This window comes from Kitasatospora sp. NPDC028961 (genome assembly GCF_055564815.1).
The window spans coordinates 123,900-150,764 of record NZ_JBVHVO010000016.1; the positions used below are offsets into that span (position 1 = coordinate 123,900).

Annotated in this window: 24 protein-coding genes and 1 pseudogene; 17 read left to right on the forward strand and 8 right to left on the reverse strand. The window is 73.1% G+C overall.

Annotation, left to right across the window (positions count from 1 at the left end; all coding sequences use genetic code 11):
• Nucleotides 1-2: 2 nt before the first annotated feature.
• Nucleotides 3-1,370 carry a M16 family metallopeptidase gene (locus tag ACZ4UX_RS25090; protein ID WP_352294251.1) on the forward strand — a complete coding sequence of 456 codons (1,368 nt, stop codon included), beginning with the start codon at nt 3-5 and terminating at the stop codon, nt 1,368-1,370.
• A gap of 305 nt (nt 1,371-1,675) precedes the next feature.
• The gene (locus ACZ4UX_RS25095; protein ID WP_465708307.1) at nt 1,676-2,869 is read left to right on the forward strand and encodes an RtcB family protein; all 1,194 of its coding nucleotides are present in this window, start codon (nt 1,676-1,678) and stop codon (nt 2,867-2,869) included.
• A 51-nt stretch (nt 2,870-2,920) separates the two neighbouring features.
• On the opposite strand, the gene ACZ4UX_RS25100 is transcribed toward ACZ4UX_RS25095, so the two are convergent.
• Both ACZ4UX_RS25100 and ACZ4UX_RS25105 read right to left on the reverse strand, forming a co-directional pair.
• Nucleotides 2,921-3,730: an LAGLIDADG family homing endonuclease gene (locus ACZ4UX_RS25100; RefSeq protein ID WP_465708308.1), complete on the reverse strand. Its 810-nt coding sequence runs from the start codon at nt 3,728-3,730 to the stop codon at nt 2,921-2,923.
• A 142-nt stretch (nt 3,731-3,872) separates the two neighbouring features.
• Nucleotides 3,873-4,154 (reverse strand): HPr family phosphocarrier protein, encoded by a 282-nt coding sequence (locus tag ACZ4UX_RS25105; protein WP_352294211.1) that lies wholly within the window; start codon nt 4,152-4,154, stop codon nt 3,873-3,875.
• A gap of 223 nt (nt 4,155-4,377) precedes the next feature.
• Between ACZ4UX_RS25105 and ACZ4UX_RS25110 the strand changes: the two genes are divergently transcribed.
• From ACZ4UX_RS25110 to ACZ4UX_RS25125, 4 genes are all read left to right on the forward strand, one after another.
• Complete coding sequence (locus tag ACZ4UX_RS25110) at nt 4,378-7,251, forward strand: bifunctional acetate--CoA ligase family protein/GNAT family N-acetyltransferase (RefSeq protein ID WP_465708309.1); 2,874 nt, start codon at nt 4,378-4,380, stop codon at nt 7,249-7,251.
• Between the two features lie 94 nt (nt 7,252-7,345).
• A complete protein-coding gene (locus ACZ4UX_RS25115) occupies nt 7,346-7,945 on the forward strand; it encodes a DUF5998 family protein (protein WP_329489885.1) in 600 nt (199 codons plus the stop codon).
• Between the two features lie 38 nt (nt 7,946-7,983).
• Nucleotides 7,984-9,168, forward strand: a complete 1,185-nt coding sequence (locus ACZ4UX_RS25120; protein WP_352294209.1) for an alkaline phosphatase family protein — start codon at nt 7,984-7,986, stop codon at nt 9,166-9,168.
• A 33-nt stretch (nt 9,169-9,201) separates the two neighbouring features.
• Nucleotides 9,202-9,858, forward strand: a complete 657-nt coding sequence (locus ACZ4UX_RS25125; protein ID WP_329489887.1) for a thymidine kinase — start codon at nt 9,202-9,204, stop codon at nt 9,856-9,858.
• 7 nt (nt 9,859-9,865) lie between these two features.
• On the opposite strand, the gene ACZ4UX_RS25130 is transcribed toward ACZ4UX_RS25125, so the two are convergent.
• Nucleotides 9,866-10,621, reverse strand: coding sequence for a VOC family protein (locus ACZ4UX_RS25130; protein ID WP_380388608.1), 756 nt, complete (start codon nt 10,619-10,621; stop codon nt 9,866-9,868).
• A gap of 155 nt (nt 10,622-10,776) precedes the next feature.
• On the opposite strand from ACZ4UX_RS25130, the gene ACZ4UX_RS25135 reads away from it, so the two are divergent.
• Nucleotides 10,777-11,637, forward strand: coding sequence for a sulfurtransferase (locus ACZ4UX_RS25135; protein WP_352294205.1), 861 nt, complete (start codon nt 10,777-10,779; stop codon nt 11,635-11,637).
• A 77-nt stretch (nt 11,638-11,714) separates the two neighbouring features.
• On the opposite strand, the gene sepH is transcribed toward ACZ4UX_RS25135, so the two are convergent.
• On the reverse strand, nt 11,715-12,794 hold the full coding sequence (sepH, locus tag ACZ4UX_RS25140) for a septation protein SepH (RefSeq protein ID WP_465708310.1): 1,080 nt from the start codon (nt 12,792-12,794) through the stop codon (nt 11,715-11,717).
• 516 nt (nt 12,795-13,310) lie between these two features.
• Here sepH and ACZ4UX_RS25145 point away from each other — a divergent pair.
• Nucleotides 13,311-14,123, forward strand: coding sequence for a hypothetical protein (locus tag ACZ4UX_RS25145; protein ID WP_465708311.1), 813 nt, complete (start codon nt 13,311-13,313; stop codon nt 14,121-14,123).
• 6 nt (nt 14,124-14,129) lie between these two features.
• On the opposite strand, the gene ACZ4UX_RS25150 is transcribed toward ACZ4UX_RS25145, so the two are convergent.
• Together ACZ4UX_RS25150 and ACZ4UX_RS25155 are read right to left on the reverse strand one after the other, a co-directional pair.
• Nucleotides 14,130-15,452 (reverse strand): D-arabinono-1,4-lactone oxidase, encoded by a 1,323-nt coding sequence (locus ACZ4UX_RS25150; RefSeq protein ID WP_359840084.1) that lies wholly within the window; start codon nt 15,450-15,452, stop codon nt 14,130-14,132.
• A 114-nt stretch (nt 15,453-15,566) separates the two neighbouring features.
• Entirely contained in the window at nt 15,567-16,823 is a 1,257-nt protein-coding gene (locus tag ACZ4UX_RS25155; RefSeq protein ID WP_329489893.1) for an MFS transporter, read from the reverse strand.
• Nucleotides 16,824-16,950: 127 nt separating this feature from the next.
• Here ACZ4UX_RS25155 and ACZ4UX_RS25160 point away from each other — a divergent pair, with 127 nt between their 5' ends.
• Together ACZ4UX_RS25160 and ACZ4UX_RS25165 are read left to right on the forward strand one after the other, a co-directional pair.
• Nucleotides 16,951-18,093 (forward strand): ferrochelatase, encoded by a 1,143-nt coding sequence (locus ACZ4UX_RS25160; protein ID WP_465708312.1) that lies wholly within the window; start codon nt 16,951-16,953, stop codon nt 18,091-18,093.
• 20 nt (nt 18,094-18,113) lie between these two features.
• Nucleotides 18,114-18,938 (forward strand): inositol monophosphatase family protein, encoded by an 825-nt coding sequence (locus ACZ4UX_RS25165; protein WP_465708313.1) that lies wholly within the window; start codon nt 18,114-18,116, stop codon nt 18,936-18,938.
• A 124-nt stretch (nt 18,939-19,062) separates the two neighbouring features.
• On the opposite strand, the gene ACZ4UX_RS25170 is transcribed toward ACZ4UX_RS25165, so the two are convergent.
• Nucleotides 19,063-19,248, reverse strand: coding sequence for a hypothetical protein (locus ACZ4UX_RS25170; protein ID WP_329489896.1), 186 nt, complete (start codon nt 19,246-19,248; stop codon nt 19,063-19,065).
• Between the two features lie 465 nt (nt 19,249-19,713).
• Here ACZ4UX_RS25170 and ACZ4UX_RS25175 point away from each other — a divergent pair, with 465 nt between their 5' ends.
• The 4 genes from ACZ4UX_RS25175 to ACZ4UX_RS25190 all read left to right on the forward strand — a co-directional run bounded on the left by ACZ4UX_RS25175 (nt 19,714) and on the right by ACZ4UX_RS25190 (nt 23,798).
• Nucleotides 19,714-20,367 carry a response regulator transcription factor gene (locus tag ACZ4UX_RS25175; protein ID WP_329489897.1) on the forward strand — a complete coding sequence of 218 codons (654 nt, stop codon included), beginning with the start codon at nt 19,714-19,716 and terminating at the stop codon, nt 20,365-20,367.
• A 75-nt stretch (nt 20,368-20,442) separates the two neighbouring features.
• Nucleotides 20,443-21,756 carry a sensor histidine kinase gene (locus ACZ4UX_RS25180; protein ID WP_380388621.1) on the forward strand — a complete coding sequence of 438 codons (1,314 nt, stop codon included), beginning with the start codon at nt 20,443-20,445 and terminating at the stop codon, nt 21,754-21,756.
• 255 nt (nt 21,757-22,011) lie between these two features.
• Nucleotides 22,012-22,995: an acyl-ACP desaturase gene (locus ACZ4UX_RS25185; protein WP_329489898.1), complete on the forward strand. Its 984-nt coding sequence runs from the start codon at nt 22,012-22,014 to the stop codon at nt 22,993-22,995.
• A 503-nt stretch (nt 22,996-23,498) separates the two neighbouring features.
• Entirely contained in the window at nt 23,499-23,798 is a 300-nt protein-coding gene (locus tag ACZ4UX_RS25190) for a DUF4193 domain-containing protein (RefSeq protein WP_073924890.1), read from the forward strand.
• A 276-nt stretch (nt 23,799-24,074) separates the two neighbouring features.
• On the opposite strand, the gene ACZ4UX_RS25195 is transcribed toward ACZ4UX_RS25190, so the two are convergent.
• A complete protein-coding gene (locus ACZ4UX_RS25195) occupies nt 24,075-24,524 on the reverse strand; it encodes a DUF3093 domain-containing protein (protein WP_329489899.1) in 450 nt (149 codons plus the stop codon).
• A gap of 135 nt (nt 24,525-24,659) precedes the next feature.
• Here ACZ4UX_RS25195 and ACZ4UX_RS25200 point away from each other — a divergent pair, with 135 nt between their 5' ends.
• From ACZ4UX_RS25200 to ACZ4UX_RS25210, 3 genes and pseudogenes are all read left to right on the forward strand, one after another.
• Nucleotides 24,660-25,238 (forward strand): PaaI family thioesterase, encoded by a 579-nt coding sequence (locus ACZ4UX_RS25200; protein ID WP_465708316.1) that lies wholly within the window; start codon nt 24,660-24,662, stop codon nt 25,236-25,238.
• Nucleotides 25,235-25,769 (forward strand): annotated as a pseudogene (gene dut, locus ACZ4UX_RS25205) (dUTP diphosphatase). The gene ACZ4UX_RS25200 and the pseudogene dut overlap by 4 nt, the downstream one beginning before the upstream one ends.
• 2 nt (nt 25,770-25,771) lie before the next feature.
• Nucleotides 25,772-26,578, forward strand: coding sequence for a DUF3710 domain-containing protein (locus tag ACZ4UX_RS25210; RefSeq protein WP_329489901.1), 807 nt, complete (start codon nt 25,772-25,774; stop codon nt 26,576-26,578).
• Nucleotides 26,579-26,865 lie beyond the last annotated feature (287 nt).

Consider the following 26,865-nt stretch of genomic DNA (forward strand, 5'->3'; position numbering starts at 1 on the left):
CCATGACGTTCCACCCCAAGCCCGAGCCCGGCACCGCGGAGCCGTGGGCGTTCCCCGCCCCCGAGCGCGCCGCCCTCGGCAACGGCATCACCGTCCTGCACTGCGACCGCCCCGGCCAGCAGCTCGTCGCCGTCGAGGTCCAGCTCGACGTCCCGCTCGCGGCCGAGCCGGAGGGCCTCGACGGCATCGCCACCATCCTGGCCCGCGCCTTCAACGAGGGCACCGACACCCTCACCGCCGAGGAGTTCGCCGCCGAACTGGAGCGGGCCGGCGCCACCCTCGACGCGCACGCCGACCACCCCGGCCTCCGGGTCTCCCTGGAGGTGCCGGCCTCCCGGCTCCAGCGCGGCCTCGGCCTGCTCGCCGACGCGCTGCGCGCGCCCGCGCTGCCCGAGGACGAGATCGAGCGCCTGGTCGCCAACCGGCTCGACGAGCTCGTCCACGAGGCGGCCAACCCCGCCCGCCGCGCCGCCAAGGCCCTCTACGCCGAGCTCTTCGACGGCGCCGACCGGCTCTCCCGCCCCCGCGGCGGCACCGCCGACACGGTCAAGTCCATCGACCGGGCGGCCGTCAAGGCCTTCTACGACGCCCACGTCCGCCCCTCCACCACCACCGTCGTGGTGGTCGGCGACCTCACCGGCACCGACCTGCCCGCGCTCCTGGAGGCCACCCTCGGCACCTGGACCGGCACCACCGCGGAGCCCACCGTGCACGCCCCGGTGACCGGCGACGACACCGGCCGCGTCGTCATCGTCGACCGCCCCGGCTCGGTCCAGACCCAACTGCTCATCGGGCGCGTCGGCCCGGACCGCCACGACCCGGCCTGGGCCGCCCAGATCCTCGGCACCTACTGCCTCGGCGGCACCCTCACCTCCCGCCTGGACCGCGTCCTGCGCGAGGAGAAGGGCTACACCTACGGCGTCCGGGCGTTCGCCCAGCCGCTGCGCTCCGCCGCCGACGGCTCCGGCCGTGCGCTGATCGCGATCAGCGGCTCGGTGGACACCGCGTCCACCGCGCCGGCGCTCGCCGACACCTGGACCATCCTGCGGACCCTCGCCGCCGAGGGCCTCACCGACGCGGAGCGCGACGAGGCCGTGCAGTTCCTGGTCGGCGTGGCCCCGCTGAAGTACGAGACCGCGGGCTCCGTCGCCGGCACGCTGGCCGACCAGGTCGAGCAGGACCTGCCGGACGACTACCAGGCCGAGGTCTATCGCAGGCTCGCCGAGCTGCCGACGGCGGAGGCCACCGAGGCCGTCGTCGCGGCGTTCCCGGCGGACCGCCTGGTCACCGTCCTGGTCGGCGACGCCGCCACGATCGCCGACCCGGTGCGCGAGCTGGGCATCGGCGAGGTCACCGTGATCACCGCCTGATCAGCGCCTGATCCCCCCGGTACGGGCTGGGGCCCGGTGGAGCACTCCGCTCCACCGGGCCCCCGCGTTTTATCCCGTTGCGGGCCCCGGGCGCCGCGTGGGTAGATGTTCCCCGGCACACACGAACGGGAGGAGGCGGTCACCATGCGGGTCGAGCGAACTGCACGACGCTCCCCAAGGCCGTTCTCCCGCTGTGCCCAGGGCGTCTGAGCCCCACCCCCGGAACTTCCCCGAGCCGCGCCGGGACTCTTCGCGCGGCACCCCACCTAGGCTTGAACCAGCCGACCTTTGGAGGTCGTTCAACCATGTCGTACACCGAGGTACCCGGCGTCCGCGTGCCGATCCGGATGTGGACCGACCCGGCCACCGTCGAGGGCCAGGCCATGCAGCAGCTGCGCAACATCAGCTCGCTGCCCTGGCTGCACGGCCTCGCCGTGATGCCCGACGTCCACCTGGGCAAGGGCGCGACGGTCGGCTCCGTGATCGCGATGAAGGGCGCCGTCTGCCCGGCGGCCGTCGGCGTCGACATCGGCTGCGGGATGAGCGCCGTCAAGACCTCGCTCACGGCCGGGGACCTGCCCGACGACCTCTCGCGACTGCGCTCCAAGATCGAGCAGGCCATCCCGGTCGGCCGCGGCCTGCACACCGACCCGGTCGACCCGACGAAGCTCCACGGCTTCGCCACGGCGGGCTGGGACGACTTCTGGGAGCGGTTCGACGGCGTGGCCCACGAGGTCAAGTGGCGCCGCGAGCGGGCCATGCAGCAGATGGGGACGCTGGGGTCCGGCAACCACATGATCGAGCTGTGCCTCGATACGACGGGCGCGGTGTGGCTGATGCTGCACTCCGGATCGCGAAACATCGGCAAGGAGCTGGCCGAGTACCACATGGGTGTGGCCCGTTCGCTCCCGCACAACCAGGGTCTGGTCGATCGAGACCTTGCGGTGTTCATCGCGGACACCCCGCAGATGGCGGCCTACCGGCAGGACCTGTACTGGGCGCAGGAGTACGCGAAGAACAACCGCGCCGTCATGATGGCGATGTTCCAGGACGTGCTGCGCCGAGAGTTCGCCCGGAAGAAGGTCGCTTTCGACGGGGTGATCAGCTGCCACCACAACTACGTGGCGGAGGAGCGGTACGACGGTGTCGATCTGCTGGTCACCCGTAAGGGGGCGATCCGCGCCGGGAGCGGCGAGTACGGGATCATCCCCGGCTCGATGGGGACGAGTTCCTTCATCGTCCGTGGCCTCGGGAACACGGCGGCGTTCAACTCGGCCTCCCACGGGGCCGGTCGCAAGATGAGCCGCTCGGCGGCGAAGAAGCGATTCACCGTCCGGGATCTGGAAGAGCAGACCCGGGGAGTGGAGTGCCGCAAGGACAGTGGCGTCGTCGACGAGATTCCCGGTGCGTACAAGTCGATCGAAAAGGTCATGGAGCAGCAGCGCGACCTGGTCGAGATCGTCGCCCAGATCAAGCAGGTCATCTGCATCAAGGGCTGACCCGGTACGAGGCGGGCCCGGACATGAGCCGGGCCCGCCTCGTTGTCCGGGCTACCGGATTCGTGCTCGCGCCCGCTCAGGACCGACGAGCCGCCACTTGCGAAGGCTGCAGCTCGTGCGGGTGCGTCCGAGCTGGACGGCGACGGCGTCGAGGCTCGGCGCCCGCAAGAGCACGTCGTCCTCCTGCGGTGTCCACCGTCGTCTCGGCGGTGCCACCGCCATGTCGGCAGGGCGGATCCAGGCGGCCGCCCGTTCGGCGCTCGCCAGTTTGCGGGGAATCGCCAGGCACCCGGAATAGTAGAGGTCGGCGGAGACCGCCAGTGCGTTCTCCTTGGTGTAGAGGATGTTGTAGACCGCGTCCCGCTTGTTCCGGTTGAGCGTTCGCCGCGCGCCACAGAGCCGCTCGACGTAGCCGGAGCAGAACGCGGCAAGATCGTCACTCCGGGTGGTGAAGCTGATGAAGGGGAGTCCCTTGGCCGTGACGCCCACCGAACCGTCGGCGTCGATCAGGCCTCGGAGGTAGTCCCGCTCGGAGAACAGCGCACCCGGGGGTCCGACGATGTCGGACTTCCGGCCCACCGGCAGTCCGAGTACCTGCAGTTCCTCCCGGAACTCGCGAGCGCAGACCGTCCACGTCACCGAGGTGTGGTCCGCCTTGAAGTTCGTGCTGCGCGTCCGGTGGCGGATGCTGCTGTTGTACGGGCAGAGCCGCTGGAACTCCTCAAGGACCGGGGCGTCGCAGGCGGAGAGTTCGACACTGAGCCGGCCCCGGTTGCGGGACTGCCGGCTGAGGTGTCCGTCCGCCTGGAGGAAGGCGAACATGTAGGCGTGGTCGGGGCGCTCAAGGTCGAGGAACGTCATGCGGCGAGCATCTGTGCGGCCTGCCGTTCGAGCGGGTCGAACGGCCCGAAGTTCGCTCGATGGTATCGACGCGATCGAATACGCGAACAGAAACGCCCGGCGGTGCTATGACTGCCGGGCGGTTCTGTATTCGACTACTCGCTCAGGCGGCGGCCGGCAGCTCGTCGAGGCCTTCCTGGACCAGCTGGGCGAGGCGGTCCAGGGCCTCGTCCGCGCCCTCGGCGTCGGAGGCGAGGATGACCTCCTCGCCGCCCTGGGCGCCGAGGCCGAGCAGGCCGAGCATGGAGGCGGCGTTGATCGGGGTGCCGCCGGGCTTGGCGATGGTGATCGGCACGCCGGTGGCCGTGACGGCCCGGACGAAGACGGAGGCGGGACGGGCGTGCAGGCCCTCGGCCCAACCGATGGTGACGCGGCGCTCAGCCATGAGACGTGCCTTTCCGGTGAAGCTGGTCATGGCCGGGGCAGGGGGGTTCCTTCGACCATGTTGTCTAGACCAGTGTTGCACGCAGGCAACCCCTGCGAGCCGCCGCGTTCAGGACTTGTGATTGTTTCTTTCGGGGGCATAACCCCCGGCCAGTGGCCGTCTCCACCCTGCCGCGACGACACGTCCGGCGCCATTCGGCTCGCCGCCGGATAACCTGACGAATGTGGACGACTCCGCGGTACCGCACCCCGAGCAGACCCCGCAGGATCCGCAGAACCGGCCGGCTCCCCAGCCCCGGCAGTCCCAGGACGCGGACTACCCGCAGCACTGGGAGGCCGACGTCCTGCTGCGTGACGGCGGCACGGCCCGGATCCGGCCGATCACGCCCGCCGACGCCGGCCGGCTGGTCGAGTTCTACGAGCAGGTGTCGGACCAGTCCAAGTACTTCCGCTTCTTCGCGCCCTACCCGCGGCTCTCCGACAAGGACGTCCGCCGCTTCACCCACCACGACTTCGTGAACCGGGTCGGCCTCGCCGTGGTGGTCCGCGACCGGTTCATCGCCACCGTCCGCTACGACCGGATCGACGCCGACGGCCGCCCCTCGGAGACCGGCACCGACGCCGAGGTGGCGTTCCTGGTGCAGGACGCCCACCAGGGCCGCGGGGTCGCCTCCGCGCTGCTGGAACACATCGCCGCGGTGGCCCAGGAGCGCGGCATCCGCCGCTTCCAGGCCGAGGTGCTGCCGGAGAACCGCAAGATGGTGAAGGTCTTCACCGACGCCGGCTACACCCAGCACCGCAGCTTCGCGGACGGTGTGGTCCACCTGGAGTTCGACCTGGAGCCGACCGCCGCCTCGCTGGCCGTGATGCGGGCGCGCGAGCACCGGGCCGAGGCGCGGTCCGTGCAGCGGCTGCTCACCCCGCGCTCGGTCGCGGTGGTGGGCGTCTCCCGCCACCCGCAGACCGTCGGCCGGGCGATCCTGCGGGACCTGCTCGGCGGGCTGCCGCACGGTGACGACCGCCGCGTCTACGCGGTGAACCGCAACGCCCCGCCCGGCACCACGCTGGACGGCGTCCCGGTGCACCGCTCGGTGCTGGAGATCCCCGGCCCGGTGGACCTCGCCGTGATCGCCGTCCCGGCCGCCGCCGTCCCCGCCGCCGTCGCCGACTGCGGCGCGCACGGCGTGCAGGGCCTGGTGGTGGTCACCGCCGGCTACGCCGAGACCGGCCCGGAGGGCCGCGACCGCCAGCGCGCCCTGGTCCGCCAGGCCCGGGCGGCCGGCATGCGGGTGATCGGCCCGAACGCCTTCGGCCTGATCAACACCGACCCCGCGCTCCCGCTCAACGCCTCGCTCGCACCCGTCCTGCCGCGCCGGGGCGGCTTCGGCATCTTCTGCCAGTCCGGCGCGATCGGCGTCGCCCTGCTGGAGGCCGCCCACCGCCGGGGCCTCGGCGTCTCCTCCTTCGCCTCGGTCGGCAACCGCTCCGACGTCTCGGGCAACGACTTCCTCCAGTACTGGGCGGAGGACCCGGCCACCGACGTCGTGCTGCTCTACCTGGAGTCCTTCGGCAACCCCCGCAAGTTCACCCGGATCGCCCGCCGGCTCGCCGCCGTCAAGCCGATCGTGGTCGTCAAGGGCGCCCGCCACACCGGCAGCCTGCCGCCCGGCCACGCCATCCCGGTCACCGCCAGCGGGCTGCGCGACGCCACCGTCGACGCCCTGTTCGAGCAGGCCGGCGTCACCCGGGTGGAGACCATCACCGAGCTGTACGACACCGGGGAGCTGCTCGCGCTCCAGCCGCTGCCGCCCGGCGACCGGGTCGCCGTGGTCGGCAACTCCGACTCGCTCGGCCTGCTCACCCACGACGCCTGCCTCAGCGCCGGTCTGCGCCCCCGCACCCCGGTCGACCTCACCACGGCCGCCACCGGCGAGAACTTCCGGATCGCGCTGGACGTCGCACTCGCGGACCCGGCCGTGGACGCGGTGATCGCCGTCGCGATCCCGCCCATCGGCACCTCCGCGCACGCCTTCATGGGCGGCCGGCTGACCGGCCCGGACGATCCCGAGATGGGCTCCGACGACCCCGAGATCGCCGCCGCCCTGCTCGAAGCGGGCGAGCGCGCGAGGGAGTTGGGCAAGCCGCTGGTGCTCGCCCACCTGGCGCTGACCGACCTGCCGAGCCGGCTCCGCCCGGGCGGCATCCCCGCCTACCCGGCACCGGAGCGCGCCGTCCGCGCCCTCGCGCACGCCGTCCACCACGCCGAGTGGCGGCGCCGGACGGCCGAGGCGGAGGAGACCGCCCGCGTCCCGGAGCTGGACCGGATCGACGAGGGCGGCGCCCGCGACCTGGTCGAGGCGGCGCTCAGCACCCGGACCGCGATCGCCGCCCGCACCCAGCCCGGCGGTGCGCGGATCACCCTGCCGGAGGCCGGCACCACCGCGCTGCTCGCGCACTACGGCATCGACGTCTCCCCGACCCTGCCCGCGCCCGACGAGGAGTCCGCCGTCCGCGCCGCCGCGACGCTCGGCTACCCGGTGGCGCTCAAGGCGACCGCCCCGCACCTGCGCCACCGCCCCGACCTCGGCAGCGTCCGCCTCGACCTGACCGGCGAGCCGGGGCTGCGCCGCGCCCACCGCGAGCTGGACGCGCTGCTCGGCGGGGCCGCCCAGGCCGAACTCGTCGTGCAGCGCCTGGCCCCGCGCGGTGTGGACACCGTGATCGGGGCCACCGTCGACCCGGCGGTGGGCGCGATCCTCTCCTTCGGTCTGGCCGGCGCCCCGGCCGAGCTGCTCGGTGATGTTGCCCACCGTCTGGTCCCCGCCACCGACCAGGACGTCGCCGGTCTGATCCGCGAGGTCCGGGCGGCCCCGCTGCTGTTCGGCTGGCGCGGCGCCGAGGCGGTGGACACCGCCGCGCTGGAGGAACTGCTGCTGAGGGTGTCGCGGCTGGTCGACGATCTCCCGGAGGTCGCCTCGGTGGACCTCGAACCCGTGGTCGTCGCCCCGCACGGACTGGCGATCCTGGGGGCGCGGGTGCGGATCGCGCCCCTGCCCGTCCGCAGCGATCTGGGCCCGCGCGCGATGAGCACGCTGTAACCTTCCTTGGTTGCGCCCTGTCCGGGGGCGCTGTCGTCCGGAAGCTCGGCGCCGCGCCGCCCGCTTCGTCGGCGGACCATGCCAGGATGGAGTTATGGCGAAGACCGGTACCACCACCACTCAGGACCTGCGCTCGGCGATCGAGCGCAGCGGCTACTACCCGGCCCTGGTGTCCGAGGCGGTCGAGTCCGCGGTGGGTCCCGAGCCGATCAGCTCCTACCTGGTGCACCAGGAGACCACCTTCGACGCCAACGAGGTGCGCCGGCACGTCACCGTGCTGGTGCTGACCCCGACCCGTTTCGTGGTGAGCCACACCGACGAGCAGTCCGGCGGCGAGGCCGGCCCCGCGGTGCCCTACGCCACCACCTCCACCGAGAGCGTCCGGCTGGACCGGATCGGCTCGGTCGTGGTGAGCCGGATGGTCGCCAACCCGGAGACCTACACCCCCGGCACGCTGCCCCGCGAGGTCGTGCTGACCATCGGCTGGGGTGCCGTGCAGCGCCTGGACCTGGAGCCGGCCGGCTGCTCGGACCCGAACTGCGAGGCCGACCACGGCTACACCGGATCGGCCACCGCTGACGACCTGTCACTGCGGGTCAGCGAGGCGGGTGACGGCCCGGAGACGGTCGCCCAGGCCCTGGTGTTCGCCCGGGCGCTCTCCGACGCCACGATCAGCAACGGTCCGCGGGTCTGAGCCGACGCACCGGAAGCCAGGAAGTCAGCCTCTCACCCATGTCCTTCGCACCCGACGCCCACGACGCCTTCGAGATCCTCGACCCCGCCGCCGCCCCGGCCCCCCTGTACGGCGGCGGCTCGCTCTGTGACCTGCTGCCCTCGGTGGCGGCCGGACTCGGCGTGCCCGGCTTCACCGCCGCACTGCCGATCGCCCCGGCCGACCGGGTGGTGGTCTTCCTGGTCGACGGACTCGGCTGGGAGCTGCTGCTGCGCCACCCCGAGTACGCGCCGTTCCTCTCCTCGCTGATCGGCAGCTCGCTCGCCGGTACCGGCCGCCCGCTGACCGCCGGCTTCCCGTCCACCACCGCCACCTCGCTGGCCTCGGTCGGCACCGGGACCCCGCCCGGCCTGCACGGCCTGGTGGGCTACACGGTCGCGGTGCCGGGCGCCGGCCACCTGATGAACCAGCTGCGCTGGCAGCCGCCGGTCGCCCCGCACACCTGGCAGCCGTACCCGACGGTGTTCGAGCAGACGCACGCCGCCGGGGTGGCGACCGCCCAGGTCTCCTCGCCGCTGTTCGCCCAGACCCCGCTGACCCGGGTGGCGCTCTCCGGCGGCAGCTTCCTCGGCCGCACCACCGGCGAGGAGCGGATGGACCAGGCCGCCCGCTGGCTGGCCGAGCACGACCGCGCCCTCGTCTACACCTACGTGAGCGAGCTGGACGGCGCGGGGCACCGGTTCGGGGTGGACTCCGACGACTGGCGGATGACGCTGGACGCGGTGGACCGCCTGGCCCGCCGCCTGGCCGAGCAGCTGCCGCCGCGGTCGGCGATGTACGTCACCGCCGACCACGGCATGATCGACATCGCTCCGGAGGACCGGATCGACTTCGACGAGGACTGGGAGCTGGGCGCCGGCGTCGCCCTGCTCGGCGGCGAGGGCCGGGCCCGGCACGTCTACGCGGTGCCCGGCGCGGCCGCCGACGTGTACACGGTCTGGAGCGAGGTGCTGGGCGACCGGATGTGGGTGGCCACCCGGGACGACGCGATCGCGGCAGGCTGGTTCGGACCCTCCGTGGACGAGCGGGTCTACCTGCGGATCGGCGACGTGGTCGCCGCCGCCCGGGACGACGTCGCGGTGACCGCCTCCCGCAACGAGCCCGGCGAGTCCGCGATGATCGGTCTGCACGGCTCGATGACCCCGGTCGAGCAGTTCGTGCCCCTGCTCGAAGTCCGCACGTGAACCCCCTTGAAGTGAAAGGCCTTCGCACCACCCATGGCTGAACTGGTGTTCTTCTCGGGCACGATGGACTGCGGGAAGTCGACGCTCGCGTTGCAGATGGACCACAACCACGCCGCGCGCGGCCGGCAGGGGATCATCCTCACCCGCAACGACCGGGCCGGCGCGGCCACCATCTCCAGCCGGCTCGGCCTGCAGGCCGAGGCGGTCGAGGTGGCGGACGAGTTCGACTTCCACGCCCACGTCGTGCACCGGCTCTCGGCCGGCGGCCGGGTGGACTACCTGATCTGCGACGAGGCCCAGTTCTTCGCCGCCGAGCAGGTCGACCAACTGGCCCGGGTGGTGGACGAACTCGGCATCGACGTCTTCACCTTCGGCATCACCACGGACTTCCGCACCCGGCTGTTCCCCGGTTCCCAGCGGCTGATCGAACTGGCCGACCGGGTGGAGGTCCTCCAGGTCGAGGCGCTCTGCTGGTGCGGCGCGCGGGCCACCCACAACGCCCGTACGGTGGGCGGCGTGATGGTGGTCGAGGGCGCCCAGGTCGTGATCGGCGACATCACGGTGCGCGAGGACGAGGTCGGCTACGAGGTGCTCTGCCGCCGGCACCACCGCCGCCGGCTGACCGCCGCCACCGCCCGTGTCTCGGTGCTCTCCCCGGACGTGCTGCCCTTCGAGGAGCAGCAGGCCTGACCCGCTCCTACCGGAGTCCCGCCTGCAGCACCGAGAAGTGCCCGCCCTGCGGGTCCGCCAGTCGCGCCACCGGTCCGCGCCCGCTCTCGTGCGGCTCCAGCAACACCCGGCCGCCCAGCCGGATGGCCCGACGGACCGTCAGTTCGACGTCCTGGACGGCGAAGTGGACTCGCCAGCGCGGCGGGTGGCCGCGCAGCTCGGCGCCGTGCCGGATGCCCGCCACCGGCCGGCCGTCCACCAGCAGCGCCGACTCGCCGCCGGCGGGTGCCACCGGCCGCCCGAGCACCGCGCCGTAGAACACCGCGGCGCCCTCCTCGTCCGGCGTGAGCAGCTCGGCCCAGGCCGGTCCGCCGGGCTCGGGTCCGGCCTCGCGGCCGATGTGCTCCTCGCCCTGCCAGAGGCCGAAGACCGCGCCGGAGACGTCGGCCGCGATCGCCAGCCGCCCGGCCCGCTCGGCCTGGAGCGGCCCGACCGCCACCGTTCCGCCGCACTCGTGCACCAGTTGGGCCGTCCGGTCGGCGCTGTCCACCGCGAAGTAGGTGGTCCACTGCACCGGGAAGCCGGGCACCGCGGAGACGCCGAGGCCGGCGACCGGCGCACCTCCTGACTCGGCCCGGACGTAGTCACCGAGCTCGGTGGGGCCGGGGGTGTACGTCCAGTCGAGCAGCTCGCCGTAGAACGCGCGGGCGCCGGCCAGGTCGTCGGTCATCAGGCTGACCCAGCACGGCGTGCCCTGGGCCAGCCGGAGTGTCACCGCGGGCATGCGGGCCTCCTCACGGGGCGGTCGGCGCACGGACCTGCGCACGTGAGGGTGATGGTTCCACCCTGGCGCGCGCCGAACCCTCGGGCCGCGCGGAAAGTCCGGCAAAGACCGCACAAAGAGCGTTGAGTTGGTGGTGCTGCGCGAGAATGACCGCCATGACGACCTCTCACGATGACTCCCCGCTGGTGTCGGTGGCCGGCCTGCGGGAGGCGCTCGCCTCGGCGCGCCCGCCCGTCCTGCTCGATGTGCGCTGGCAGCTCGGCGGCCCTCCCGGCATCGAGGACTACGCGGCGGGCCATCTGCCCGGTGCGGGCTTCGTCGCGCTGGACACCGACCTCGCCGCTCCGGCCGGGCCGCCCGGGCGCGGTGGCCGTCACCCGCTGCCCGACCCGGAGGAGTTGGGCGCCGCGCTGCGTCGCCTCGGGGTCCGCGCCGACCGTCCGGTGGTGGTGTACGACGGTGCGACCTCGCTGGCGGCGGCGCGTGCCTGGTGGCTGCTGCGCTGGGCCGGTCACCCGGACGTGCGGGTGCTGGACGGCGGGTTCGCCGCGTGGCAGGCGGCCGGGCTGCCGGTGACCACCGAGGTGGAGAGCCCGGAGCCGGGTGACTTCAAGCCGGTGCCCGGGCAGTTGCCGACGGTCGACGGGGACGGCGCGGCCGCGCTGGCCCGGACCGGTCTGCTGCTGGACGCGCGGGCGGGCGAGCGCTACCGGGGCGAGACCGAGCCGATCGACCCGCGGGCCGGCCACGTGCCGGGGGCGCTCTCCGCGCCGACCACCGAGAACGTCGGCCCGGACGGGCGGTTCCGGCCGGCCGCCGAACTGGCCGAGCGGTTCCGCGCGCTGGGCGCCGCCGAGCGGGAGACCGCGGTGTACTGCGGGTCCGGGGTGACGGCGGCCCACCAGATCCTCGCCCTGGCGGTGGCCGGGCTGCCGGCCGCGCTGTACCCGGGCTCGTGGAGCGAGTGGTCGAGCGACGAGAGCCGCCCGGTGGCGGTCACCGGGCAGCCCGGCTGATCGACGGAACGGGAGAGGGGTGGGGGGGGGGGGGGGGGGCCCCCCCCCCCCCCCCCCACCCCTCGTTCCACGTCTGCCTACTCCTGCTTCTTGCGCCGGCTGCCGAAGACGATCTCGTCCCAGCTCGGCACGGTGGCCCGGCGCCCGGGCCGGACACCGTCCGCCTCGGCCTGCCGGTCCGTGGTGCCGACCAGCCGCTCCCGGTGCGGGGCGACCGCACGCGGCATCAGGATGTCGGCGTACGCCGAGCCCGCGCCGACCGCGGGTGCGGCCGCGGCGGCGGGCTCCTCGGTCTCCTCGGCGACCTCGACGGGCGGCGCCGGTTCGATCGGAGCGGCGCCGACGGCGAGGTCGCCCCGGAAGGCGGGGACCACGTCGAGCAGGCTGGTCAGCGAGTCACGGGACTCGGCGGTGGCCTCCCGGGACTCCCGCACCTCGCGGGAGGACATGATCCGGTCGGCCGAGGGCCGGTCGATCATCGGGCGGGGCGGCCGCTCCTGGGGGAGCCGGGCGATCCGCGGGATGAACGGGAAGACCGACTCCTCCTCGCGCTCGACGTTCTCGCCGATCAGCGCGCGGGCCTCGTCGTCGTTCGGCTGGACCAGGCGCCGCGGCGGGTCGTACGTCCAGGACGCGCTGCGGCCCTCGCCGTCGGCCCGGTAGTAGAGGATGACCTCCCACGTGCCGTCGTCGCGCCGCCAGGAGTCCCAGCGCTCGGTGTCCTTCTCGGCGCCGCGCAGCGCGAGCCGCTCGGCGACGGCCTCGCCCAACTGGGGGCCGGAGGACTCGCCGTGGCGGCGGATCGCGGTCTTGCGGGCCCGCTCGGCCATGAAGGCGCGCTCCGCGAGCACCGGCCCTTCGAAGCGGCGGACCCGGTCCACGGAGATACCGGCCGCCTGCGCGACCTCCTCGGCGGAGGCACCGGCTCGTATCCGCGCCTGGATGTCTCTGGGGCGGAGGTGGCTCTCGACCTCGATCTCGATCTGGCCGAGGCGTGGACGGTCACCACGGATGGCGGCGCGCAGCCGCTCGTCGATGGGGAGGGTGTACTCCGTGCTGTCGGCGGCCTTGAGCACCAGCCGTGTGCCGTCGTTGCTGACGGCCACAACCCGCAGTTCGGGCACGGTTACCTCCCGGGTGGTGCCTGCCGACGTCACCTGCGTCGCTGCTCCCGTACTGAGTGTGGCCTGCCCGCTCGCGACTGGCCACAACCTTGCTGAGTTCCCCGGCGTGTCGGGCTTACGCCCGGTCACACCGCTGTGGCACGGTTGCCTTTTTGCCACGTCATCCGTCGACGTCGCGCCTGGGTGTCCCGGCCGTCCTCGCACGCGCAGTGACGCGACGATCCGGGACGGGCGTCGCCGTGCGTGCCTGTTCCGTGGCTCTTCGTCAATCTGCCGGTTGATAGGCAGTCGACAAGTCGACCCAAGGCTCAGGCTTTACGAACAGTACTCCATTCGTGGCATCCAAAGGGGCGGCTCGCCGCTCAAGTCTCCCGCGATTCACGGGAATCTCAAGAGCGCGCACCCCCAATGGCCGACGGCCGACCGATGCACGGTGATCATCTTCACATATATCCCCCGCACAGAACCGCATTTTCGACCCTTGTGTCCTTCTTTGGGCAAGATGGAGTGACTTGTTCGAAGACCAGTCGTACTGACCGAGGGATGTCGATGCCGGAGCAGAAGCCCGCCGAGGAGGGCGGCAAGGAAGGTCGCAGGCGAATTGACCTGAGTGTGGCTCAGGTCGCGGCGAGTGCGCTGGCCACCGTGGTGGGCGCCCTGCTCGCCTCCGAACTCGGCGTCTACGGAACCATTCTGGGCGCGGCCGTGGTCAGCATCGGCGCGACCACCGGCGGTGCGGTGTTCCAGCACGTCTTCCGGCGCACCGGTGAGCAACTGCGCGGGGCGGTGGACCGCACCGGCCCGGGGCCGGTGGTGAACGGGTTGCGCCAGGTGCCGGATTCCGACACGCGGGGGCCGGTGATCTCCCCGGCGTGGAACGGACCCCGGGTGGTGCGGGCGCGCCGGCGCTGGACCTGGAAGTCGTACGGGGCGGTGTCCGCGTTGGTCTTCGTGCTGGCGATGACGCCGATACTCGCCTTCGAGCTGGCGACCGGGCAGCCGGTCTCGGCGACGGTGAAGGGGGAGTCGGGCAGCGGCACCTCGCTGGGCGGGACGGTCGCCCCCAAGCCGGCCGACCCGCCGGCGGGCGATCACTCGGGCGGGCCGTCGGGCGGGCCGTCGCGGGGCACCGGTGGTGCTTCGCCCTCGCCGTCGGCCGGGAGCGGTGGTGCGGCCTCGGAACCGGCGGCCCCGGGCGGCAGCCCGAGTAGGGGGAGCGGCGGCACGGCCTCGCCCTCGGCGGGCCCGAGCGGGACGCCGTCCGGGTCGCCCTCCACCGGTCCGTCCGCCAGTCCGTCCACCGGTCCGTCCGGAGGTCCGTCCGGCGGGTCGTCCGCGCCGACCGGGCCGGCCGCCGGCTGAGGGCGGTCAGGCGCCCAGGACCCGCCGCAGGTAGTCGTTGCCGAAGACCCGCCGCGGGTCGACCTCGTCGCGCAGCGCGGTGAAGTCGGCGAAGTGCGGGTAGACCTCGGCGAGGTAGCCGGCGTCGCGGGTGTGCAGCTTGCCCCAGTGCGGCCGGCCCCGGTGGGCGGTCATCAGCTTCTCCACCTCGGTGAAGTAGCCCTGCTCGGCGGTGCCCCGGTAGAGGTGGACGGCGATGTAGGCGGTGTCCCGGCCGCTCGCGGTGGAGAGCCAGAGGTCGTCGGCGGGGGCGAACCGGACCTCGACGGGGAAGCTGATCCGCCAGTCGGAGCGCTCGATCATGGCCTTGAGCTCGCGCAGCACCCCGGCCAGCTCCTCGCGCGGCACCGCGTACTCCATCTCGGTGAAGCGGACCTTGCGCGGGCTGGTGAACACCTTGTGGGCGGTGTCGGTGTAGCTGCGGTCCGACCAGGCGCGGCTGGCCAGCGAGGCGATGGTCGGGACGCTGCGGGGGAAGCGCCGGCCGACCCGGCAGGCGCCCTCCCAGACCGTGTTGGAGAGGAAGTCGTCCTCCAGCCAGCTCTTGAAGCGGGGCAGCGGGGCGGCCGGACCCTGGCTGCGGTTGTTGCGCTTGGTGGAGCAGCGGTCGGTGTGCGGGAACCAGTAGAACTCGAAGTGCTCGTTCACCGCGGTGAGGTCGTCGAGCCGGTCGAGCACCTCGTCGAAGCGCATCGGCTGCTCGTGGGCGGTGAGCAGGAAGGCCGGTTCGACGGCGAGGGTCACCGCGGTGATCACGCCGAGGGCGCCGAGGCCGAGCCGGGCGCCGTGGAAGAGCCGCGGGTCCTCGGTGGGCGAGCAGTGCCGGACGCTGCCGTCGGCGAGGACGATCTCCAGGGCGCGGATCTGGGCGGCGAGCGAGCCGGAGTCCCGGCCGGTGCCGTGGGTGCCGGTGCTGGTCGCGCCGGCCACCGTCTGCACCTCGATGTCGCCCATGTTGGTGAGCGAGAGCCCGGCGGCGGCCAGCACGCGGTTGAGCCGGGCGAGCGGGAGGCCGGCCTCGACGGTGACGGTCCCGGCCTCGCGGTCGATGGCGCGGACGGCGGTCATCGCGTAGGGGCGGACCAGGACGCCGCCCTCGGCCGAGGCGATCGCGGTGAAGGAGTGGCCGGAGCCGACCGCCTTGACGCCCTGCCCCTGGTCCGCGGCCCGGGTGATCTCCTTGGCCAGTTCCTCCGCCGTGCCGGGCGTGACCACCTTGGCGGGGTGCGCGCTCTGGTTCCCGGCCCAGTTGGTCCAGCGGGTACGGGGTGCGGTACTGGCCTGGGGCATGCGGTGCCTCCTGCTCCGTGGCCGAACGGTGTCGGCGCGCTCCCGGGCGGTGGGGGCCGCCCGGGTGTCCCTACCCGCGGGTAGGACCCGCGAGTAGGCAGGAGAGTAGTCAGTTCACCGTTCGAGGTCTACGGTCTCGGCGGCCGGCTGCCCGGCCGAGGCGGCGGCCAGGCCCGTTCCGAGGCGCCGCAGGCCGACCAGGGCGGTCAGTACGCCGAACACCCCGGCGGTCACCGGCACCCAGTATCCGGCGGCGGCGCCGGAGGCGTCCACCACCCAGCCGCCGGCCGAGGAGCCGAGGGCGACGCCGAGGGCGAGCCCGGTGGTGGTCCAGGTCATGCCCTCGGTGAGCTGGGAGGCCGGGACGAGCCGTTCGACCAGGGCCATCGCGGTGATCAGGGTGGGGGAGATGGCGATGCCGGCGACCAGCAGGGCGGCGCCGACCGCGATCAGTCCGCCCACGCCCCGCACGGACTCGGCGGCCAGCAGCAGCGGCACCATGCTGACGGCCATGAACAGGACGCCGCCGAAGAACCGGGCGGCCATCGAGCCCTTGAGCCGGAGGGTGCCGAACACCACGCCGGCCAGGCAGGAGCCGAACGCCCACAGGGCCAGGATCACGCTGGCGACGGACTTGTGGCCCTGGGCCTCGGAGAAGGCGACGGTGACGACCTCGACCGAGCCGAAGATCGCCCCGGTCGCGACGAAGGTCAGGATCAGTACCTGGAGGCCGCGGTTGCGGATCACCGAGCTGCCGGCGTGCCGGGCGGCCGGGTGGACCGGGGGCTCGGTGGAGCGCTGCCCGGCGAACAGCACCACGCCGACCATGAGGAAGAGCCCGGCGAGCAGGACCCCGGCCTCCGGGAAGACGGCGGTGGCCAGGCCGATCGAGAGGATCGGGCCGACGATGAAACAGATCTCGTCGACCACGGCCTCGAAGGAGTACGCGGTGTGCAGCTTGGGCGCGTCGTCCCGGTAGAGGTGGGCCCAGCGGGCGCGGACCATCGCGCCGGTGCTCGGCATCACGCCCATCCCCGCGGCGAAGAGGAACAGCGTCCAGTCCGGTGCCTCCAGCCGGGCGCAGAGCAGCAGGCCGACGGCGGCCAGCACGGTGACCGCGGTGGCCGGCAGGACGATCCGGCGCTGTCCGTGGCGGTCCACCAGTCGGGAGACCTGCGGCCCGAGCACGGCCGCGGACACCGCCAGCGTCGCCGAGACCAGGCCCGCCACCCCGTAGGAGCCTCTCAGCTGGGAGAGCATGGTCACGATGCCGATGCCGGTCATCGAGATCGGGAGCCGGGAGACGAAGCCGGTGGTGGAAAAGGCCAGAGTGCCGGGGGCGGCGAATATCTGGCGGTAGCTGGACAGCACGGGAGCTCCGCAGGAGTAAGGAACGAGGCTGGACTACACAGCTTACGTACCTTGGCAAACCGTATTTTCCGGACACCGGTGCGATCCCGGCGTCGCGGTCCGGCCCCTCAATGGCAGGATCGGTCCCATGTCCGACGTGCGCAATCCCTCACCCACCGGGGCCGCTCCCTACGACGCCCTGCTCCTGCTCTCTTTCGGCGGGCCCGAGGCCCCCGAGGACGTCGTCCCCTTCCTGGAGAACGTCACCAGGGGACGCGGCATCCCCAAGGAGCGGCTCAAGGAGGTGGGCAAGCACTACTTCATGTTCGGCGGCGTGAGCCCGATCAACGAGCAGAACCGCGAGCTGCTCGCCGCGCTGCGCAAGGACTTCGCCGAGCACGGGCTGGACCTCCCGGTCTACTGGGGCAACCGCAACTGGGCGCCCTACCTGACCGACACCCTGCGCGAGCTCGCCGCCGACGGGCACCGCCGTGTCGCCGTCCTCGCCACCAGCGCCTACGCCGGCTACTCCGGCTGCCGCCAGTACCGGGAGAACCTCGCCGACGCGCTGGCCCGGCTCGCCGAGGAGGGGCTGTCCGGACTCCGGGTCGACAAGCTCCGGCACTTCTACAACCACCCCGGCTTCGTCGAGCCGATGATCGACGCCACGCTGGCCGCGCTGGCGCGGCTGCCCGAGGCGGTGCGGGCCGGCGCCCGGCTGGCGTTCACCACGCACTCCGTCCCCGACACCATGGCGCAGACCTCCGGCGCGCCGGACGACCCGGCCCGGGGCCGGCCGGGCGGCGCGTACGTCGCCCAGCACCTGGACGTCGCCGGGCTGATCGCGGCGGCCGTCGCCGAGCGGACCGGGGTCGCCGACCGCCCCTGGGAGCTGGTCTTCCAGAGCCGCAGCGGCGCCCCGCAGACCCCGTGGCTGGAGCCCGACATCTGCGACCACCTGGAGGCGCAGCACGCGCAGGGCGCGCCCGCCGTCGTGATGGTCCCGATCGGCTTCGTCTCCGACCACATGGAGGTCAAGTACGACCTGGACACCGAGGCGGTGGCGAAGGCCGCCGAGCTCGGCCTGCCGGTCGCCCGGGCGGCCACCGTCGGTGCCGACCCCCGGTTCACCGCCGCCGTGCGGGAACTGGTCCTGGAGCGGGCCGCCGCCGAACGCGGCGCGCCCGTGAGCCGCTGCGCCCTCGGCGCGCTCGGCCCCAGCCACGACGTGTGCGCGGTGGCCTGCTGCCCGAACCCGCGCGCCCCCCGCCCGGCCGCCGCCGAGCGCTGACCCCGCACCGAGGAGACCCCGTGCCCAGCCCCGGACCCGCCGCCCCGCCCGCCGCCCTGCTGGACGAACTGCTCGACGTCGCCCTGGACGCCGCCCGCCGGGCCGGCGCCCTGCTGCGCGACAGCCGGCCCGCCGACCTGGGGGTCGCGGGCACCAAGAGCAGCCCGGTCGACGTGGTGACCGAGATGGACCTCGCCTCCGAGAAGCTCCTCCTGGAGCTGATCGCCGCCCGCCGCCCGGACGACGGCTACCTCGGAGAGGAGGGGTCCGAGCGGCCCGGCACCAGCGGGGTCCGGTGGGTCGTCGACCCGCTCGACGGCACCGTCAACTACCTCTACGGGCTGCCCTCCTGGGCCGTCAGCGTGGCCGCCGAGCTGGACGGCCGGGCGGTCGTCGGCGTGGTCTACGCCCCCGCGCGCGGGGAGCTCTTCGAGGCGGTGCTGGGCCGGGGCTCCCGGCTGGACGGCCGGCCGGTGTCGGCCCGCCCGGCCCCGCCGTGGGGGCAGGCGCTGATCGGCACCGGCTTCAACTACGTGCAGGCGGTGCGCGTCCGGCAGGCCGAGGTGCTGCTCGCGCTGATGCCGGAAGTCCGTGACATCCGGCGCGGCGGCGCCGCCGCCGTTGACCTGTGCGACGTCGCGGCCGGGCGCCTGGACGGCTACTACGAGCGCGGACTGGCCCCCTGGGACCGCGCGGCCGGCTGTCTGATCGCCACCGAGGCCGGCGCCCTGGTCGGCGGCCGCCCCGGCGAGGGGCCGGACGGCGAGCTGACCGTCGCGGCCGCGCCGGGGGTCTACGAGCCGCTCCAGGAGCGGCTGGCGCGGCTGCGCGCCTGGGCCGACTGACCCGCCCCGGCCGGGGGGCGGGCAGCGAAGAGCCCTGGCATACGGGGAATGCCAGGGCTTGAGGTTTCGCACGGCCCCCACAGGGCCGCTGGTGCCGGAGTCCGGCGTCGGGTCGGCAGGTCGGTCAGGCAGCGCTGCGGTGGCGCTCCAGCACCGTGTCGACGCCGTGTTCGGCGGCGAGTCGGCGGAGGTCGTCCAGCTCGGACTGCTCCACCTCGGCGAGGAACTCGTCCCCGGCCTCGATCGCGCGGTGCAGGTCCTGCTCGGCGTTGGCTATGCGCTGCAGGATTCCGGCGGTGAAGGCGTCCATACGGGCCCCCTTACTGTGTCGGACGTGCACGTTCGTGCGTCCCCCGCCCCAGGATCGTGGTAGCCAGCGGAAGCGTCCGATCCGGTAGGTCGTGATCTCCGGTCGGGCGCGGAGACGGCCCCTCGGCCGCTCCCGGTGACGCCCCAGCCCCAGGGCCGGCGCGGATGAACGCACGGCGGGTGGGTGCGATCGGCCGTCAGCCGGATCGCGGGTGTGCAGCTGTCCTCCCCAGCCCCTGGTCGGGGAAACCTCCCCGGGCGAGAAAGTTGCCCGTGTCACAGTCCAAGCGGAGTGTTCCCGGCACGAATCGGGACGGAGGCCGTCGTCGCGGCGGCGGTCGCGCCCCCGGGCGCTCCTGCCTCCGGGGCAGCTTATCGCTGCTTTACCGCACGACCAGGCAGGATGGAGGCACCGTCGGAGCCGCGCGTCCGCTTCCGGGGCCGGCCTGGAGAAGGGACAACGACCGTGCGGGTTCTCGTCGTCGAGGACGAGCAGCTGCTCGCCGAGGCCGTCGCCACCGGCTTGCGCCGCGAGGCGATGGCCGTCGACGTGGTGTACGACGGGGAGGCCGCGCTCCAGCGCATCGCGGTCAACGACTACGACGTGGTGGTGCTCGACCGGGACCTGCCACTGGTCCACGGCGACGACGTCTGCCGCAGCGTGGTCGACCAGGGCCTGGCCACCCGGGTGATCATGCTGACCGCCTCGGGCGACATCAGCGACCGGGTCGAGGGTCTGGAGATCGGTGCGGACGACTACCTCCCCAAGCCCTTCGCCTTCAGTGAACTCGTCGCCCGGGTAAGGGCGCTGGGCCGCCGCGCGACCGTCCCGCTGCCGCCGGTGCTGGAGCGCGCCGGCATCTCCGTCGACCCCGGCCGCCGCGAGGTGATCCGCGACGGGCGGCCCGTCCAGCTCGCTCCCAAGGAGTTCGCCGTCCTGGAGGTGCTGATGCGGGCCGGCGGCGCCGTGGTCTCCGCCGAGCAGCTCCTGGAGAAGGCCTGGGACGAGCACACCGACCCGTTCACCAACGTCGTGCGCGTCACCGTGATGACGCTGCGCCGCAAGCTCGGCGACCCGCCGGTGATCGTCACCGTGCCGGGCTCCGGCTACCGGATCTGACCGGCTCCGGCCGGACACCCGCGGGCCCCACCCCCACCACGCGACCGCCCCGGCGGACGCCCCGAGAGGACGATCATGACCACCCCGCCCCCGGCCGGCGGGCCCTCCGGCGCGCCCGCCGGCGGCCCGCGCGCCGTACCGCCCGGGCCCGTGCCGCCGAAGCCCGCGCACGCACCGCGGGCGCCCCTGCTCCACCACGCGTCGCGCGACACCTACGTGCCCGGCGACGGGATGCTCGCCTGGCTGCCGTTCCGCCCGACCATCCGGATCCGCCTCACCCTGCTCTACGGCGGCATGTTCCTGATGGCCGGCGTCGTCCTGCTGCTGCTGATGTACTTCTTCGTCCGGCAGGCCCTGCACGACGTCCAGCCGCCGCCCTTCCTGTTCGGCAAGGACATCACCGTCAACGGCGTGCCGATGAGCAGCGAGCAGTTCAACCAGTACCTCGCCAGCCGGCACGAGGTCGCCTCCAACGCGGCCCTCAACACGCTGCTGCGCAAGGCCCTCACGGTGCTGGTCTGCCTCGCCGTGATCGCCTTCGCCGCCGGCTACGCGATGGCCGGCCGGGTGCTGCGCCCGCTCGGGCGGATCACCCGCACCGCGCGCGAGGTGGCCTCGTCCGACCTGCACCGGCGGATCGAGCTCGACGGGCCGGACGACGAGCTCAAGGAGCTCGCCGACACCTTCGACGACATGCTCGACCGGCTGGACCGCTCCTTCGACTCCCAGCGCCGCTTCGTCGCCAACGCCTCGCACGAGCTGCGCACCCCGCTGGCGATCAACCGGACCCTGCTGGAGGTCCAGCTCTCCGACCCGGCCGCCTCGGCCGACCTCCAGCAGCTCGGCAAGACCCTGCTGGCCACCAACGAGCGCAGCGAGCAACTGGTGGAGGGCCTGCTGCTGCTCGCCCGCAGCGACAACGAGCTCACCGACCGCCGGCCGGTGGAGCTCTCCGAGGTCGCCACCCGCGCCCTGGTGCAGACCCGCGCCGAGGCCGACCGGCGCGAGGTCGAGCTGCGCGCCACCCTGAACCCGGCCGTGGTCTCCGGCAACGGCGTGCTGCTGGAGCGGATCGCGCTCAACCTGCTGCAGAACGCCGTGCGCTACAACTCCGCCGACGGCTGGGTCGAGATCGCCACCGCCGAGGTGCCCGGCGGCGGCGAGCTGGTGGTGTCCAACACCGGCCCGGTGGTCCCCGGCTACGAGCTGGAGCACATCTTCGAGCCGTTCCGCCGGGTCAAGGGCGCCGACCGCACCCGCAGCGACAAGGGTGTCGGACTCGGCCTGTCCATCGTCCGCTCGGTGGTCCGGGCGCACGGAGGCACCATCGAGGCCACCCCGCGCTCCGGGGGCGGCCTGACCATGCGGGTCCGGATCCCGGCGGCCTGAGCACCCCCACAGGCCCGTCTCGCCCCCGCTGCGCCGCCCGTCCCGCCCGCGCTCCGTGCGCTGACCGATCCCGCCGCCCCCGCCAGGCCCGTCAAGACGACATAAGGCCTGGCGGGGGCGGCTTGTCATTTCCGGTCCGAGCAACTTACGGTGTCGTAACCTACGCAACCGTAAGTGCGTCCCGACTTCGGTGTCCCCGACGTGCCCGCCCAACGCGCCCGTCCCGCGCGTGCCCGTCCCCCTGGAGCAACACTCGTGACCATCGCCCCCGTGCAGCGCACCGCCCCGACCGGTTCCAGCGCCTGGACCGATGCGCGGCTGATCATGGCCCTCGAAGAGGTGGTGGAGACCGAGCTCAACCGCCACCTGAAGGTCGCCAAGGACTGGATGCCCCACGAGTTCGTCCCGTGGAGCCAGGGCCGCGACTTCGACGGTGTGCTGGGCGGGGAGCCCTGGTCGCTGGAGCAGTCGCAGGTGACCCCGCTCGGCCGGGTGGCGCTGGTGGTCAACCTGCTGACCGAGGACAACCTCCCCAGCTACCACCACGAGATCGCCACCATGTTCGGCCGCGAGGGCGCCTGGGGCACCTGGGTGCACCGCTGGACGGCCGAGGAGGGCCGGCACGGCATAGCCATCCGCGACTACCTGCTCGCCACCCGGGCCGTGGACCCGAACGAGCTCGAGCGGGCCCGGATGAGCCACATGTCGGAGGGCTTCGAGTCCGACAACTCGCACAGCATGCTGCACTCGGTCGCCTACGTGGCCTTCCAGGAGCTGGCCACCCGGATCTCGCACCGCAACACCGGCCACTCCGCCGGCGACCCGCTCTGCGACCAGCTGCTCGCGAAGATCGCCAACGACGAGAACCTGCACATGGTCTTCTACCGCAACCTGCTGAAGGCCGCCCTGGAGATCGCCCCCGACCAGGCCATGCGCGCGATCGCCGACGTGGTCACCGACTTCCGGATGCCCGGCCACGGCATCCCCGGCTTCGAGCGGGCCGCCGCCCAGATCGCCATCGGCGGCGTCTACAACCTGCGCATCCACCACGACGACGTGCTGCAGCCGGTGCTGCGCCACCTCAAGGTGATGGAGGTCGGCGGCCTCGGTCCGGTCGGTCTGCGGGCCCAGGACGAGCTCGGCGTCTTCCTCGGGGGGCTGGACGCGCAGGCGACCAAGTTCGACGAGCGGCAGGCCGCCCTGCTGGCCCGCCGGGCCGCCCGCAAGGCCGCCCAGTAGCAGCCGGACACGAACCGCAGGACGCGCCGGGCCGTGGACCCGGCCGTTCCTGTTGGGTGGATTTTCCGTGGTTTGCCCCGGAAGATTCGGAACGTGAGCAAGGTCACACCGTGTCGCTCCACGGGGTGGGGCGGTCTCGGAGCGTGATCATGGTCGAGGCCGCTCCGGTTGCGTTCCGTGACCGGGTTCGGGGTCGATGCGGTCCGGGCGGATCGGCCGGGATCCCTGGTGGGCAAGGGAACGATCGAGTGGTCGCAAGGCCTCTGATGACTGAGCGTGTCCGGTGGGCGGGCCCGGCCGCCGGTCGGTGATGGCCCAGCGTGAGGCCTCCCGCGCCCGATCGGATCACTCCAACGGACCCCTGGGTGAGTGTCGATTGAGTAACAGGGCTTGAAGTAAGGCAAAATCTCCGCCTCGGGTCGGGCACAAGACCGGCCCCCCATGCGTTACGTGCGCTGGAGATACCGCACACACCGCACAACCCGGAGGGGGAGAGCGAAAACATGGCAACTGACTACGACACCCCACGCAAGACCGATGACGACCTCAACGAGGACAGCATCGAGGAACTCAAGGCCCGGCGGAACGAGAAGAGCACCAGCTCGGTCGACGTCGACGAGTTCGAAGCGGCGGAGGGCCTTGAGCTCCCCGGCGCGGACCTCTCGAACGAGGAGCTCTCGGTCCGGGTGCTGCCGCGCCAGGCCGACGAGTTCACCTGCATGAGCTGCTTCCTGGTCCACCACCGCAGCCAGCTGTACAGCGAGAAGAACGGCAACCCGATCTGCCGGGACTGCGGCGCCTGAGTATCAGGGCGGCCATGGGCCCGGGCTCGCGGAACCTCGTGAGACCGGCACACCGCCCCTTCCGGCCCCGGGCAGCGGGGCCGGACGGCAGTACCGGCGACGGCCGTCGAGGCGGGCGTACCGGCAGTACCGCGTCGATTCGTACCGGCGCGGTACCGCGGACTGCGCGGCGTGGCAGCAGCTCGTGCAGTACGGAGACATCTGGGACGGTCCCGCATCGCGGAACCGTCCCTCTCCGTTCTCCGGGCCGGATCCGGTCCGGAGAACGGAGCCGAGTCAGGCGCGGGCGCCGCGCCGGGCCTCGTCCAGCGCCTCGGCCAGCTTCATCGGCGAGCGCGTCGACAGGTAGAGGTACGGGGTCGGGTCGGCCGGGTCGCTGACCTCGACGCGCAGGGCGGTCGGGACGTAGCTGCGCAGCAGCATGAAAGCGCGCGGGTCCGACTTCGGGCCGCGCCAGGCCATCGCCTCGGCGGGGCTCAGCGGGTGCGCGGCGCCGAGCGCGTCGACCGGGATCCGGGCCTGGCCGGCCACCAGGGAACCCTGCACCACCCGGATCCGGGCGGAGCCGTAGCTGCTGATCGCGGCGGCGCCGGCGGCGATCCCGACCACCAGCCCGACCAGCGCGCCCACCGCGCTGAGACGCAGCAGGATCAATGCGAGCGTGAGCCCGATCGCGACCGGGAGCAACCACCAGGAGCGCGGCACGGTGAGGCGTTCGTCGTACATGCCCCCATTGTGGTCGCCGTGACGGCCGGCGGCGGACGGCACCCCCGGGCCCGGACCGGCTACCGGTCGGTAGGGTTGGGAGCCGTGACCGGTTCCGTAGCCCCAGCCTCCCCGTCCGAGCGGCCGGCGCCGCCCCTGCCGCTCTCGCCCACCACGCCCCCGCCGGGCGCCGTCCTGCCGCCGCGCGCCCCCGAGGCTCCGGCCCCGGGCACCCGGCTCGGCTCGCACTACGAGCACTGCTTCGGCTGCGGCCCGGAGCACCCGGGCGGGCTGCGGATCGACGCGGTGGCGGGCCAGGGCCTCGACGTCACCGCCGAGTTCGCCGTCCGCTCCGCCCACCAGGGCGGCCCCGGCCTGGCCCACGGCGGGCTGCTGACCACCGCGATGGACGAGACGCTCGGCACGCTGAACTGGCTGCTGCACGCCCCGGCCGTCACCGGCCGGCTGGAGACCGACTTCGTCCGCCCGGTGCCGGTCGACTCCGTGCTGCACCTGCGCGCCTGGATCACCGGCGTGCACGGCCGGAAGATCTACAGCGCCGGCGAGGCGCGGATCGGCGGGCCCGACGGCCCGGTCGCGCTCCGCGCCCAGGCACTCTTCATCCAGGTGAAGCTGGAACACTTCACCAAGCACGGTCGTCCCGAGGACATCGAGAAGGTCCTCGACGACCCTGATCTGATGAAGCGCGCCCGAGCCTTTGAGGTGAACCCTTGAGCAGCACCCCCCGTCCGCCGGTAGACGTCCTGATCAGGCGAATCGACACCGAGCTGCCGCTGCCCGCGTACGCGCAGCCCGGTGACGCGGGCGCCGATCTGCGGACCGCCGTCGACGCCGAACTGGCCCCCGGTGAGCGGATCGTCCTGCCCACCGGCATTGCCATCGCGCTGCCGGACGGCTACGCGGCGTTCGTCCACCCGCGCTCCGGGCTCGCAGCTCGTTGCGGAGTTGCTCTGGTGAACGCCCCAGGGACGGTCGATGCCGGGTACCGTGGAGAGATCAAGGTGATCGTCGTCAACTTGGACCCGCGCGAAGCCGTCAGCTTCCGCCGAGGGGACCGGATCGCCCAGCTGGTGATCCAGCAGGTCGAGAAGGCCCGCTTCCACGAGGTGGCCGAACTGCCCGGGTCGGCACGAGCCGAGGGCGGGTTCGGGTCGACCGGCGGCCACGCCGCGGTCTAGGCTGCCCGCGGCCTCGTAGGAAGCCGAGCAGGTATTCGCATCGGTCTTGGACCGGGAAGGACAGTGACCGTGTTCCGTCGTCGCCAGAAGAGCGAGGACGCTGTCGAGCAGCTCGCCGACGACGCCATCAGCGCCGACGAGCCGGCCGATGACGTCGAAGGTTCCGCCGAGAGCGAGAACGTGACCGAACTGGACCCGGCGGAGCGGGTCGGCCTGCCGCCGGCTCCGCGTCCGGACGGTCCGTGGGACCACTCCGAGCTGGAGCAGCCGGAGGAAGGCCGGGTCGATCTCGGAGGCCTGCTGGTCCCCGGTGTCGAGGGCATGGAACTGCGCGTCGAGGTGGCCGGGGACGCGATCGTGGCCGCGACGCTGGTCCTCGGCAACAGCGCCATCCAGCTCCAGGCCTTCGCGGCTCCCAAGTCCGAGGGCATCTGGGGCGAGGTCCGTGAGGAGATCGCCAACGGCATCACCTCGCAGGGCGGCCTCATCGAGGAGGAGGAGGGCCCGCTCGGCTGGCACCTCCGGGCCCAGGTCCCCGTGCAGCTGCCGGACGGCACGCAGGGTGTCCAGCTGGTGCGCTTCGTCGGCTGCGACGGGCCGCGCTGGTTCCTGCGCGGTGTGATCTCGGGCCAGGCCGCGGTGCAGCCGGAGATGGCCGGGATCCTGGAGCAGGTCTTCCAGCAGACCGTCGTCGTCCGTGGCGAGACCCCGATGGCGCCGCGCGACCCGATCGTGCTGAAGCTTCCCGAGGACGCGCAGATGGTGGCCGACGGTGGCGGGGCAGCCGCCGCTGCCGGAGAGAGCGACAGCAACCGCTTCGGCGGCGCCGCGCTCGACCCGTTCGCCCGCGGCCCGGAGATCACCGAGGTCCGCTGAGCAGGCGCTGAGCCGGCGCCGAGCCGGCCGACCGCTCTTCGATCGCCCCCGCCCGGATGCCCGGACGGGGGCGATTTGCATGTGGCGGGCCGGTCCCCGTACAGTTCCGGAGTCGCACCGAGAGGGGCGGCGGAATGCGAATCCGATGAATGAAACTCCGGAAAACGGAGCGGAAAACATCTGATAAGCTTCAAACACGAAAGAACGAAGCGCCCGGAGGGCCCGCTGGAAGGCGGTCCGAAGGAAGTGTCCGTTCCTTGAGAACTCAACAGCGTGCCAAAAGTCAA